Genomic DNA, 13987 nt, shown 5'->3' with positions numbered 1-13987 from the left:
TAACTTTATAGTGTTAGCAAAACGCAGCCAAGAAGTGCTTGCCGCGATCATTCGCGTTGCGGCGTACTGATGTAGCCGAGCAACTGCGGGTATCGATCGGCCAGGGCGCTCAGACGGTTGTCGTCAACCTGCCGCAGATAATCCGCGGTCGTGGTGTCGGCGGGAAAGAACGACTCCATGGCCAGGTTTTCCACGCCGACGTCCAGCGGACTGCCGAACGTCGCAATGGTGTTGACGAAGTGCAGCTCGGCGCCGTCAGACGTGACCATCCGGAACGGTACGTATAGCTCGCCGAGGGGTGCGCTCGACTCGGCCGGACGGGGCACCGGATAACCGGAGAGCTCCTGGTAGAGGCGCTGTATTTCGGATGACGCGGTGGCGTTGGCGGTTCGGCGCACCCGGCGCAGGATGCTGGAGTACACCTCGGGAAAGTTGAGCAAGCGCTGTGACACTCCCCGCGGATGTAGGCACAACCGCATCACGTTGATCGGCGAACGAAGCAGCTCGGCGGCCGCCTCCTCGTCCAGCCCCTCCACCAGTACCACGCATCCCACGTTTGCGGCGATGAGGTTCCAGCAGGCATCGGTGACGACGGCGGGGTACGGAGAATGGCCGGCCAGCACCGAGTCGATGGCCGCCCGCACCGGCCGCATCCTCTCGCTGTCCAGCGGGTGTTCTCGTACGCAGGTGCATAGCCGCCGGCGAGCAGCAGCCGGTTGCGTGCGGTCAACGGCAGATCCAGCGACTCGCCGATGCGTAGCAGCAACGCCCGACTGGCGTTGGACCGACCCGTTTCAACGAAGCTGAGATGGCGAGGCGAAACGCCGATCTGGTGGGCCAGCTCCATCTGGCTCATCCGCCGGCGAGTGCGCCACTCGCGCACCCCGATACCCGCAGACATCTTCTGAACTTATCGCCGCGTGACAGCCGCAACCACTACCTCGTAGGTAATCGACAGGACTACCTCGGCAGCCAAGACTGCCTCCATGAGCACAACAACATCTCCACAACAGCCCACCATCTTGCGTCGCGCCTTCACGGCGGCGGCCATCGGCCGGATTGCGCTGGGCGCGGCGGCATTTGTATCTCCACGGTCGCAAACCCGGATGAACGGCGTGCCGGACAGCATGCTGTCCACCGAGACGAGATACCTGATCCGCATCTTCGGAGCCCGCGCCCTGGGCCTGGGCATCGGCTACCTCTACAGCGACGAGGCCAATCGTCGGCGCTGGCAACGTATCGGTCTGGTGGTTGACACGCTGGACAATCTCAACGCAGTCCTCGAATTGAGGAAACTCCACCGCGGCGACAATCGTGTTCGCGCACTGCTCAGCCTGGTCGCGGTGACCGGTCCCTACGCTGCGCTGGGGGTACTGGGTGTGCTGCATTCCCGACTGGCCGGTGAAGGGCCTACGGCCCCATGTGCCCGCGGCGAATCCCATGCTTCGGGCGCGAATCCTGGGCTTTGCGGGTGAACGCAGGGCTTTGCGCGTGAATCCTGGGCTTTGCGCGTGAGCGCAGGGCGGGATCCGGGCCAGTTCTTCGCCCACGTTTCACAATCGACGCCGACGTTTCACAATCGACGCCCACATTTCACAATCGACGCCGACGTTTCACAATCAACGCCCAGGCTCCACTGCCGACGCCGGCGCGAATGCCGGCGAGCAACTCCCGTTTCAGCACTGTGATGCAGATGTAACTGCTGTGACCAGTGTGTCGTCTGATGTATCTGTCGTACCCTGTGGCATGTGTCGGTGTCGCGGCGTGATGTCCTCAAACTCGCGGCCGCGACGCCGGGTCTACTAGCTCTGGGGTTCGCGGGGGCGTCGGTGGGCGGGGCACCGGCTTCGGCCGGTTCGCTCGGAACGTTGTTGGATTACGCGGCCGGTGTCATCCCCGCCCAACAGATCAGGGCTGCCGGGGCGGTAGGGGCCATTCGCTATGTATCCGATCGGCGGCCCGGCGGCAACTGGATGCTCGGCAAGCCGATCCAGGTCACCGAGGCGCGCGATCTGAGTAGCAGTGGGCTGAAGATCGTCTCGTGCTATCAGTACGGCAAGGGCACCACCTCCGATTGGCTGGGCGGTGCCGCCGCCGGTACTCAGCATGCCCAGCGCGGAATGCAGTTGCACGCTGCTGCCGGCGGCCCCGCCAGCGCCCCCATTTACGCCTCGATAGACGACGACCCCTCCTATGACCAGTACAAACGTCAAGTACTGCCGTATCTGCGAGCCTGGGAGTCGGTGATCGGCCACCAGCGCACGGGTGTATACGCGAACTCGAAAACAATCGACTGGGCGGTGCATGACGGCGTGGGCTCCTACTTCTGGCAGCACAACTGGGGCTCGCCCAAGGGATACGCCCATCCGGCCGCGCACCTGCACCAGGTCGAGATCGACAAGCGGTCGGTCGGCGGTGTCGGAGTTGACATCAACGAAATCCTCAAGCCGCAATTCGGGCAGTGGGCTTAGCGCGTGCCGGCACGTCTCCGGCCGTATTCGGTGCTCTCGGAATCCCGGCGGCGACCTAGTGCCCGTGAGCGCGGGCACACGGACGACGCGACCCCGAGCTTCCAGCAAACACCTGTTCGCTCAAATCCGGTCGCCGCAGCCGCCGTGGGGGCCGGGCGGACGCAAGCGACAGCGCGGAAAGCCTCCATCGGAGCCGAAATTTTTTACATAACGATTACATAACAATACTGCCTTGATCTGCGCAGTTGTAGCTACTCGACCGTAACCACCTACATGCAGGAGGTTTGTTGGCGACGCCCGCGCCCGCCGTCGAACCTGGTGTTACCCACGACACGGTTACCCGCCCGTAGAACTCACCAGTAACCGATCACCATGGCCTGGAGACGGAAATTCTTATGACACCCTTATGTGAGCCGGAGCCGTCTGCCGTGCCGCCGCTCGACCGATCGCCGGGCCCGCCGACGACACAAACGGTCAGCCGATCTTTGGCGCCGATTCAACGCCGAATCGACGATGCCAGCCCGCCGGCACTGACCGGGCCGCGAAAGACGCCAAGAAAACTTCAAGAAAACTTTTAGACGCAACAGGGGAGATGTAGGCGTGACGATTCACGAGCACGAGCAGGTTTCCGCTGACCGCGATGGGACCGGTCCGCATAACACCCATGCTCTGGTCGACCGTCTAGCCGCTGGCGAGCCCTACGCTGTCGCGTTCGGCGGCCAGGGCAGTGCCTGGCTGGAGACTCTGGAAGAGCTGGTGTCCTCGGCCGGCATCGAATCCGAGTTGGCCACGCTGGTCGGTGAGGCGGACCTGCTGCTCGAGCCGATCGCCAAAGAACTGGTCGTGGTGCGTCCCGTCGGCTTCGAGCCCCTGCAGTGGGTACGCGCGCTCGCAGCCGAAGAAGCGGTGCCGTCCGGCAAGCACCTGACCTCGGCCGCGGTGTCGTTGCCCGGTGTGCTGCTGACCCAGATCGCTGCCATCCGCGCCCTTGCGCGCCAGGGCATGGACCTCATTGCCACTCCTCCGGTCGCCCTGGCCGGACACTCGCAGGGTGTGCTTGCCGTCGAGGCGCTCAAAGCCGGGGGAGCGCGCGACGTGGAGCTGTTGGCCCTGGCCCAGCTGCTCGGCGCCGCCGGAACGCTGGTGGCTCGCCGCCGCGGAATCTCGATCCTCGGCGACCGCCCGCCGATGGTCTCGGTCACCAACGCCGATCCGGCGCGCATCCAGCGGCTGCTCGACGAGTTCGCCCAAGACGTTCGCACCGTGCTGCCGCCGGTCTTGTCCATCCGCAACGGCCGGCGTTCGGTGGTCATCACCGGCACCCCCGAGCAGCTGTCTCGCTTCGAGCTCTACTGCCGGCACATCTCCGAGAAAGAAGAAGCCGAGCGCAAAAACAAGATTCGCGGCGGCGACGTCTTCGCACCCGTCTTCGATCCGGTGCAGGTGGAAGTGGGCTTCCACACGCCACGGCTGGCCGACGGTATAGACATCGTCGGGCGCTGGGCCGAAAAGGTTGGCCTGGATGTTGCCTTCGCGCGGGAACTGGCCGAGTCCATTCTGGTGAAGAAGGTCGACTGGGTCGACGACATCACCCGCGTGCATGAAGCCGGCGCGCGCTGGATCCTCGACCTCGGTCCCGGCGACATCCTGACCCGTCTGACCGCGCCGGTGATCCGCGGCATCGGCGTCGGCATTGTCCCCGCGGCAACCCGCGGTGGTCAGCGAAACCTGTTCACCGTCGGCGCCACGCCTGAGGTGGCTCGCGCCTGGTCGAGCTATGCCCCGTCCGTGGTGCGGCTGCCCGACGGTCGCGTCAAATTATCGACCAAGTTCACCCGGTTGACCGGTCGCTCGCCGATCCTGCTGGCGGGCATGACCCCGACCACGGTTGACGCCAAGATCGTCGCCGCCGCGGCCAACGCCGGGCACTGGGCCGAACTGGCCGGCGGCGGGCAGGTCACCGAAGAAGTCTTCGAAAACCGCATCAAGGAATTGTCCGGACTCCTCGAGCCCGGCCGCACCTATCAGTTCAACGCGCTGTTCCTCGACCCGTATCTGTGGAAGCTGCAGGTCGGCGGCAAGCGGTTGGTGCAAAAAGCGCGCCAGTCCGGCGCGGCCATCGACGGACTGGTGATCAGCGCCGGTATCCCGGACCTGGAGGAAGCCGTCGAGCTGATCGACGAGCTCAACGACGTCGGCATCAGCCACGTCGTGTTCAAGCCCGGCACCATCGAGCAGATCCGCTCGGTCATCCGCATCGCCACCGAGGTGCCCACCAAACCGGTGATCATGCACGTCGAGGGCGGCCGCGCGGGCGGCCACCACTCTTGGGAAGACCTCGACGACCTACTGCTCGCCACCTACTCGGAGTTGCGGTCGCGGCCCAACATCACGGTCTGCGTCGGCGGCGGTATCGGCACCCCGGAGCGAGCCGCCGAATACCTGTCCGGACGCTGGGCCCGGGCGCACGGCTTCCCGCTGATGCCCATCGACGGCATCCTCGTCGGCACCGCCGCCATGGCCACCCTCGAATCCACCACGTCGCCCTCGGTCAAGCGGATGCTGGTCGAGACCAAAGGCACCGACCAATGGATCAGCGCCGGAAAAGCCCAAGGCGGCATGGCTTCCAGCCGTAGTCAGCTCGGCGCCGACATCCACGAGATCGACAACACCGCGTCGCGTTGCGGCCGCCTGCTCGACGAGGTCGCCGGTGACGCGGAGGCCGTTGCGGAGCGGCGCGACGAGATCATCGCGGCAATGGCCAACACCGCCAAGCCCTACTTCGGTGACGTCGCCGAGATGACCTACCTGCAGTGGCTGCGGCGATACGTCGAACTGACCATCGGCGAAGGCAATTCGACAGCAGACACCGCATCACCGGGCAGCCCCTGGCTGGCCGACACCTGGCGCGACCGCTTCGAGCAGATGCTGCAACGCGCCGAAGCTCGTTTGCATCCAAAGGATTTCGGTCCGATCGAAACGGTCTTCAGCGATGCGGCGCTGCTGGAGAATCCCGAGCAGGCCATTGACATACTGCTGCAGCACTATCCGGACGCCGAAACCGTGCAGCTGCACCCGGCAGATGTGCCGTTCTTCGTCACGCTGTGCAAGACGCTGGGCAAGCCGGTGAACTTCGTGCCGGTCATCGACAAGGACGTCCGCCGTTGGTGGCGCAGCGACTCGCTGTGGCAGGCGCACGACGCGCGTTACGACGCCGACCAGGTGTGCATCATCCCCGGCACCGCGGCGGTGGCGGGTATCACCCGGGTGGACGAACCCGTAGGCGAATTGCTGGACCGCTTCGAGCAGGCCGCGATCGACGAGGTGCTCGCCGTGGACGGACAACCGCAGGACGTCACGTCGCGCCGCCTGGGCCGCCCCGACGTGAGCGGGCCGCTGGCCGTCGTGCTCGACGCGCCCGACGTGCTCTGGGCCGGTCGTATCGCGACCAATCCGGCCCATCGCATCGCCGAGCCGAGCGAGTGGCAGGTGCACGACGAACCTGGAAATCCAAGGGCCACACACTCTTCCACCGGCGCTCGGCTGCAGGTGAACTCCGATGACGAAGTGGTGCTCAGTGTTCCGGTGTCGGGTACCTGGATCGACATCCCGTTCAGGTTGCCCGCCAATACCGTTGACGGCGGCGTCCCGGTGGTGTCCATCGAGGACGCCAGCACCGCCATGCGCTCGGTACTGGCGATCTCCGCCGGTGTGGATGGCCCGGAATTTCTTCCGTCGGTCGACGACGGGACGGCCACCCTGGCGGTGGATTGGGATCCCGAACGGGTCGCCGACCACACCGGGGTCACCGCCACCTTCGGCGAGCCGTTGGCTCCCGGCCTCACGACGGTGCCCGACGCACTGGTCGGCCATTGCTGGCCGGCTGTTTTCGCGGCGATCGGGTCGGCCGTCACCGACACCGGGATCCCGGTGGTGGAGGGCCTGCTGAGCCTGGTGCATCTGGATCATGCCGCTCACGTTGTCGGCAAACTGCCCACCGTCCCGGCTCAGTTGACCGTCACCGCAACCGCTTCCAACGCCGTCGACACCGACATGGGCCGCGTCGTACCGGTCTCGGTGATCGTTACGGATGGCAACGGCACCGTGATTGCCACCCTCGACGAGCGGTTCGCAATCCTGGGCCGCACCGGTTCGGCCGAACTGACCGACCCGGTCCGGGCCGGTGGCGCGGTGTCGGAAAACGCGACCGACACCCCGCGTCGTCGTCGCCGCGACGTCAGGCTCACCGCGCCGGCCGACATGCGCCCGTTCGCGGTTGTCTCCGGAGACCACAACCCGATTCACACCGACCGGGCGGCCGCGCTGCTGGCCGGCCTGGAATCGCCGATCGTGCATGGCATGTGGCTGTCGGCCGCCGCGCAACACGCGGTGACCGCCACCGACGGACAGGCCCGCCCGCCGGCCCGGCTGGTCGGCTGGACGGCGCGCTTCCTGGGCATGGTTCGCCCGGACGACGAGGTGGACTTCCGGGTCGATCGCGTCGGAATCGACCAGGGTGCCGAGGTTTTAGAGGTCGCCGCCAGAATCGGATCGGACCTGGTGATGTCGGCGACGGCACGCCTTGCCGCTCCCAAGACGGTCTACGCGTTCCCCGGTCAGGGCATTCAGCACAAGGGCATGGGCATGGAAGTGCGTGCCCGGTCCAAGGCCGCTCGCAAGGTATGGGACAAGGCGGACAAGTTCACCCGCGACACGCTCGGCTTCTCGGTGCTGCACGTGGTGCGTGACAACCCAACCAGCATCATTGCCAGCGGTGTGCACTATCACCACCCCGACGGCGTGCTGTACCTGACGCAGTTCACCCAGGTCGCGATGGCGACAGTGGCGGCCGCACAGGTAGCCGAGATGCGCGAGCAGGGCGCCTTCGTCGAAGGGGCCATTGCATGCGGTCACTCCGTCGGCGAGTACACTGCGCTGGCCTGCGTGACGGGGATCTACGAGCTGGAAGCCTTGCTGGAGACCGTGTTTCACCGCGGGTCGAAGATGCACGACATCGTGCCACGCGACGAACTGGGCCGCTCCAACTACCGGCTGGCAGCCATCCGGCCGTCGCAGATCGACCTGCCCGATGCCGAGGTCACTGCCTTCGTTGCCGAAATCGCCGAGCGCACCGGTGAATTCCTGGAGATCGTGAACTTCAACCTGCGCGGCTCGCAGTACGCGATCGCCGGTACGGTCCGCGGACTGGAAGCGCTCGAGGAAGAGGTGCAGAGGCGCCGCGAGCTGACCGGTGGCAAGCGTTCGTTCATCCTGGTGCCGGGCATCGACGTGCCGTTCCACTCCCGGGTGTTGCGGGTCGGTGTGGCCGAATTCCGCCGCTCGCTGGACCGGGTGATGCCACGCGACAAAGATCCCGACCTGATCATCGGGCGCTACATTCCCAACCTGGTGCCGCGGCCCTTCACCCTGGATCGCGACTTCATCCAAGAGATACGGGATCTCGTTCCCGCCGAACCTCTCGACGAAATCCTCGCCGACTACGACACCTGGCGCCGCGAGCGCCCGGCGGAGATGGCGCGGGTGGTTTTGATCGAGCTGCTGGCGTGGCAGTTCGCTAGCCCGGTGCGGTGGATCGAGACGCAGGATCTGCTGTTCATCGAGGAGGCCGCCGGTGGCCTGGGTGTGGAGCGCTTCGTCGAGATCGGCGTGAAGTCGGCGCCGACCGTGGCGGGGTTGGCGACCAACACCCTCAAACTTCCCGAATACGCCCACAGCACAGTGGAAGTACTCAACGCTGAACGGGATGCCGCGGTGCTGTTCGCCACCGACACCGATCCGGAGCCTGAGTTCGAAGAGGACTTGGGTGATTCGGCCGCTGCCGCGGAGTCGGCTGCGCCTGAGGCGGCACCTGTCGCGGCGCCGGCACCGACAGCTCCGTCGGGCGCCGCACGGCCCGAGGATATTTCGTTCGACGCGGCCGATGCGACGCTGGCGCTCATCGCGCTGTCGGCCAAGATGCGCATCGACCAGATCGAGGAGCTGGACTCCATCGAGTCCATCACCGACGGTGCCTCGTCGCGGCGAAATCAGCTCCTGGTGGACCTGGGCTCCGAGTTGAACCTGGGTGCCATCGACGGCGCCGCCGAGTCCGACCTGGCCGGTCTGCGGTCGCAGGTGACCAAACTGGCGCGCACCTACAAGCCTTATGGCCCAGTGCTTTCCGACGCGATCAACGATCAGCTGCGGACGGTCCTGGGACCCTCGGGCAAGCGGCCCGGCGCCATCGCCGAGCGGGTCGGCAAGACCTGGGAGCTGGGCGACGGCTGGGCCAAGCACGTCACGGTTGAGGTCGCGCTCGGCACCCGCGAGGGCACCAGCGTTCGTGGCGGTGCCCTTGGACACTTGCACGAGGGCGCGCTGGCCGACGCTGCGGCTGTCGACAAAGCCATCGACGCCGCGGTCACTTCGGTCGCGGCGCGGCGCGGCATCGCGGTGGCGTTGCCGTCGGCCGGTGGTGGCGGCAACGCGACCATCGATGCGGCAGCGCTGTCGGAGTTCACCGATCAGATCACCGGCCGCGACGGAGTGCTCGCATCGGCGGCCCGCCTCGTGCTGGGCCAGCTGGGTCTGGACGACCCGGTCAGTGCGTCACCGGCAGCCACCGATGCCGAGCTGATCGACCTCGTCACGGCCGAATTGGGCGCGGACTGGCCGCGTTTGGTGGCACCCGTGTTCGATGGCAAGAAGGCAGTCGTCTTCGACGACCGGTGGGCCAGTGCTCGCGAAGACTTGGTGAAGCTGTGGCTGACCGACGAGGGTGACATCGATGCCGACTGGGTGCGGCTGTCCGAGCGGTTCGAGGGCGCCGGCCACGTCGTCGCCATCCAGGCCACCTGGTGGCAGGGCAAGTCGCTGGCCGCGGGGCGTCAGATTCACGCGTCGCTGTACGGCCGGATCGCCGCCGGTGCCGAAAACCCCGACCCCGGTCCCTACAGCAAGGAAGTCGCCGTGGTGACCGGCGCTTCGAAGGGTTCGATCGCCGCATCGGTTGTCGCACAACTACTCGACGGCGGCGCCACCGTCGTGGCGACCACGTCGAAGCTCGACGACGAGCGCTTGTCGTTCTACCGCACGCTGTATCGCGACCACGCGCGTTACGGCGCGGCGCTATGGGTGGTGGCGGCCAACATGGCTTCCTACTCCGACATCGACGCCCTGGTCGAATGGGTCGGCAATGAGCAGACTGAAAGCCTTGGGCCGCAATCGATTCACGTCAAGGACGCGCAGACCCCGACGCTGCTGTTCCCGTTCGCGGCGCCGCGCGTCGTCGGCGACCTCTCCGAGGCCGGTTCGCGCTCCGAGATGGAGATGAAGGTTTTGTTGTGGGCGGTGCAACGGCTGATCGGCGGGTTGTCGAAGATCGGCGCCGAGCGCGACATCGCGTCGCGGCTGCACGTGGTGCTGCCCGGCTCACCCAACCGCGGAATGTTCGGCGGGGACGGGGCGTACGGCGAAGCCAAGTCGGCGCTGGACGCGTTGGTGAGCCGCTGGCACGCCGAATCCTCCTGGGCGGCAAGGGTAAGCCTGGCCCACGCGCTGATCGGGTGGACCCGCGGAACCGGGCTGATGGGTCAAAACGACGCCATCGTCTCCGCCGTCGAGGAGGCCGGTGTCACCACGTACTCCACCGACGAAATGGCCGCGCTGCTGCTGGCCTTGTGCGACGTGGAATCCAAGGTCGCTGCTGCCAATTCGCCGATCAAGGCTGACCTGACCGGCGGGTTGGGCGAAGCCGACATCGACATGGCCGAGCTGGCCGCTAAGGCGCGCGAGGAAATGTCGTCGGAGGCCGCCGCGGAGAACACGCCGGCCGAGGGCACCATCGCCGCGCTGCCGTCGCCGCCTCGGGGATTCACACCCGCACCGCCTCCGGAATGGGACGACCTCGACGTCGACCCGGCGGATCTGGTGGTGATCGTCGGCGGCGCCGAGATCGGCCCGTACGGCTCGTCGCGCACCCGGTTCGAGATGGAGGTCGACAACGAACTCTCCGCCGCCGGCGTGCTGGAGCTGGCCTGGACCACCGGGCTGATCCGGTGGGAAGACGATCCCCAACCGGGTTGGTACGACACACAATCCGGCGAACTCGTCGACGAGGCCGAACTGGTCGAGCGTTATCACGACGCCGTCGTCGAAAGAGTCGGCATCCGCGAATTTGTCGACGACGGTTCGATCAACCCCAACGACGGCTCCCCGCTGCTGGTTTCGGTGTTCCTGGACAAGGACTTCAGCTTCGTCGTCTCGTCGGAGGCCGACGCCCGCGCCTTCGCCGACTTCGATCCGGAGCACACGGTCATCCGGCCGATTCCCGACTCCGGCGACTGGCAGGTTATCCGTAAGGCTGGCACCGAGATTCGGGTGCCGCGCAAGAACAAGCTGTCGCGGCTCGTCGGTGCCCAGGTTCCGACCGGGTTCGACCCCACGGTGTGGGGCGTCAGCCCGGATATGGCGAGTTCCATTGACCGGCTGGCGGTATGGAACATCGTTGCGACCGTCGATGCGTTCCTGACCGCAGGGTTCAGCCCGGCCGAGGTGATGCGGTATGTGCACCCGAGTCTGGTGGCCAACACCATGGGCACCGGCATGGGTGGCGGTACCTCGATGCAGACGATGTACCACGGCAACCTGCTGGGCCGTAACAAGCCGAACGACATCTTCCAGGAAGTGTTGCCGAATATCGTTGCCGCGCATGTGGTTCAGTCCTACATCGGCAGCTACGGCGCGATGATCCACCCGGTCGCCGCCTGCGCGACGGCCGCGGTTTCCATCGAGGAGGGCGTCGACAAGATCCGGCTGGGCAAGGCCGAGATGGTGGTGACCGGCGGCATCGACGACCTGACGCTGGAAGGCATCATCGGCTTCGGTGACATGGCCGCCACCGCCGACACCGGCATGATGCGCGGCCGCGGCATCACCGACTCGAAGTTCTCCCGTCCCAACGACCGGCGGCGGCTGGGCTTCGTGGAAGCCCAAGGCGGCGGCACCATCCTGCTGGCGCGGGGCGACCTGGCGCTGAAGATGGGGTTGCCGGTGCTCGCGGTGGTGGCCTTTGCACAGTCGTTCGGCGACGGGGTGCACACGTCGATCCCCGCCCCCGGGCTGGGGGCGCTGGGAGCCGGTCGCGGGGGCAAGGACTCACCGCTGGCCCGCTCGCTGGCCAAACTCGGTGTGGGACCCGACGACATCGCGGTGATCTCCAAGCACGACACGTCGACACTGGCCAACGATCCCAACGAGACCGAGTTGCACGAGCGACTGGCCGACTCGATGGGCCGTTCCGCGGGCGCGCCGCTGTTCGTGGTGTCGCAGAAGAGCCTGACCGGGCACGCCAAGGGTGGTGCGGCCGTCTTCCAGACGATGGGCTTGTGCCAGATGTTGCGGGACGGCGTGATTCCGCCCAACCGCAGCCTCGACTGCGTCGACGACGAGCTGGCCGGCTCCAGGCACTTCGTGTGGGTGCGTGACACGCTGCGGCTCGGCGGCAAGTTCCCGCTGAAAGCAGGCATGCTGACCAGTCTTGGGTTCGGCCACGTGTCCGGCCTGGTTGCGTTGGTGCACCCGCAGGCCTTCATCGCCGCGCTGAATGCGGATCAACGCGCGGACTACCAGCGCCGTGCGGAGGCCCGGCTGTTGGCCGGCCAGCGCCGGTTGGCTTCGGCCATCGCCGGCGGTGAGCCGATGTACCAGCGGCCCCCGGACCGTCGCTTCGAACACGGCGCGCCGGAGAAGCGGCAGGAAGCCGCGATGCTGCTGAACTCGGCTGCCCGGCTGGGTGACGACGACGCCTACCAGGTCTCTGGATAGGGTCGGGCATCCACTAACCTGGCGACCCATGGGCATTGTCGGAGTGGGGATCGACCTCGTCTCCATTCCCGATTTCGCCGAGCAGGTCGACCAGCCGGGAACCGTGTTCTCGGCGACGTTCACCCCCGGTGAGCGTCGCGACGCCTCGGACAAGAGTTCCTCGGCGGCGCGCCATTTGGCGGCCCGGTGGGCCGCGAAGGAAGCGGTGATCAAGGCCTGGTCCGGGTCGCGGTTCGCGCAGCGACCCGTGTTGCCGGAGGACATCCACCGCGATATCGAAGTCGTCACCGACATGTGGGGCCGGCCGCGGGTGCGGTTGACCGGGGCGATCGCCAAACATCTCGCCGACGTCACCATTCACGTGTCGCTGACGCATGAAGGCGACACCGCGGCCGCCGTGGCCATATTGGAGACTTCCTAGGCCGAGCAGACGCAGAATCGCACAAAATCGGTAATTTTGATGCGATTCTGCGTCTGCTCGCAACGGGGCCTAGCGCATTACTACACTCTGTGGTACTACAGAGGATAGTAGACAGCCGGGCCGCATTGGAGCGGATTCGGCTCGAGGGGATGATCGCCGTGAGCCTCAACCTGGCGGATATCGCAGCTCAACAGGCGCAGGGCTTGGATGCCCGATATCACCCGTCGGCTGCGTTGCGCAGGCAGCTCAACAAGGTGTTCCCGACGCATTGGTCGTTCTTGTTGGGCGAGATCGCGCTATACAGCTTCATCGTGCTGCTGATCACCGGGGTGTATCTGACGCTGTTCTTCGACCCGTCGATGACGGAGGTCACCTATCACGGCGTGTACGGCCCGCTGCGCGGAGTGGAGATGTCGCGCGCCTACGAGTCAGCGTTGAATATCTCCTTCGAAGTCCGCGGCGGGCTGTTCGTACGGCAGATCCACCACTGGGCGGCGCTGATGTTCGCGGCGGCGATCATGGTGCACCTGGCCCGAGTTTTCTTCACCGGGGCGTTCCGGCGACCCCGCGAGGCCACCTGGGTCGTCGGATCACTGCTGCTGATCCTGGCCATGTTCGAGGGCTACTTCGGCTACTCGCTGCCCGACGACCTGCTCTCCGGCATTGGGTTGCGTGCCGCGCTGTCCGCGATCACCCTGGGCCTGCCAGTAATTGGGACCTGGCTGCATTGGGCGTTGTTCGGCGGCGATTTCCCTGGCACCACGCTGATTCCGCGCCTATATGCATTGCATGTTCTGGTGTTGCCGGCGATCATTTTTGGACTGATCGGATTGCATCTTGCACTGGTGTGGTTCCAGAAGCACACCCAGTTCTCAGGCCCCGGACGCACCGAGCACAACGTCGTCGGCGTGCGGGTGATGCCGGTGTTCGCGGTCAAATCCGGCGCCTTTTTCGCCACCATCGTCGGTGTTTTGGGCCTGATGGGCGGCCTGCTGCAGATCAACCCGATCTGGAACCTGGGCCCCTACAAGCCATCCCAGGTCTCGGCGGGCTCCCAACCCGACTTCTACATGATGTGGCCGGAAGGATTGATGCGCCTGTGGCCGGCGTGGGAAATCTATATCGGCCACCACACGGTGCCGGCGGTCGTCTGGGTCGCGTTGATCATGGGTTTGGTTTTCGTCCTGCTGATGGTTTATCCGTTCTTGGAGAAGCGGTTCACCGGGGACTATGCGCACCACAATCTGCTGCAGCGCCCCCGCGACGCCCC

The 13987-nt window shown here is 66.1% G+C and carries 6 protein-coding genes and 1 pseudogene; 5 read left to right on the top strand and 2 right to left on the bottom strand.

Annotated elements, in window-relative coordinates; genetic code table 11:
* Window positions 1-47 precede the first annotated feature (47 nt).
* Together A5791_RS12970 and A5791_RS27225 are read right to left on the bottom strand one after the other, a co-directional pair.
* The gene (locus A5791_RS12970; protein WP_231995890.1) at window positions 48-644 is read right to left on the bottom strand and encodes a transcriptional regulator; all 597 of its coding nucleotides are present in this window, start codon (window positions 642-644) and stop codon (window positions 48-50) included.
* A gap of 125 nt (window positions 645-769) precedes the next feature.
* A pseudogene (locus A5791_RS27225) lies at window positions 770-847 on the bottom strand (transcriptional regulator); the annotation flags it as partial.
* 139 nt (window positions 848-986) lie between these two features.
* Between A5791_RS27225 and A5791_RS12965 the strand changes: the two are divergent.
* The 5 genes from A5791_RS12965 to A5791_RS12945 form a co-directional block, all read left to right on the top strand.
* Entirely contained in the window at window positions 987-1475 is a 489-nt protein-coding gene (locus A5791_RS12965; protein WP_231995889.1) for a hypothetical protein, read from the top strand.
* 273 nt (window positions 1476-1748) lie between these two features.
* Window positions 1749-2471, top strand: coding sequence for a DUF1906 domain-containing protein (locus A5791_RS12960; RefSeq protein ID WP_067236807.1), 723 nt, complete (start codon window positions 1749-1751; stop codon window positions 2469-2471).
* Window positions 2472-3071: 600 nt separating this feature from the next.
* Window positions 3072-12296: a type I polyketide synthase gene (locus A5791_RS12955; RefSeq protein ID WP_067236804.1), complete on the top strand. Its 9225-nt coding sequence runs from the start codon at window positions 3072-3074 to the stop codon at window positions 12294-12296.
* A 28-nt stretch (window positions 12297-12324) separates the two neighbouring features.
* Window positions 12325-12717, top strand: a complete 393-nt coding sequence (locus tag A5791_RS12950) for a holo-ACP synthase (RefSeq protein WP_067236801.1) — start codon at window positions 12325-12327, stop codon at window positions 12715-12717.
* A 149-nt stretch (window positions 12718-12866) separates the two neighbouring features.
* On the top strand, window positions 12867-13987 hold a 1121-nt coding region (locus A5791_RS12945), incomplete at its 3' end, for a ubiquinol-cytochrome c reductase cytochrome b subunit (RefSeq protein WP_067236797.1).

It is taken from the genome of Mycobacterium sp. 852002-51163_SCH5372311 (assembly GCF_001667115.1).
Lineage (GTDB): Bacteria > Actinomycetota > Actinomycetes > Mycobacteriales > Mycobacteriaceae > Mycobacterium.
This window is presented reverse-complemented; position numbering and strand designations above follow the sequence as displayed.

Bases quoted from the DNA above. Each gene is read 5' to 3' on its own strand.
- A5791_RS12965 (WP_231995889.1), top strand. From the start codon at position 987: ATGAGCACAACAACATCTCCACAACAGCCCACCATCTTGCGTCGCGCC.
- A5791_RS12950 (WP_067236801.1), top strand. From the start codon at position 12,325: ATGGGCATTGTCGGAGTGGGGATCGACCTCGTCTCCATTCCCGATTTC.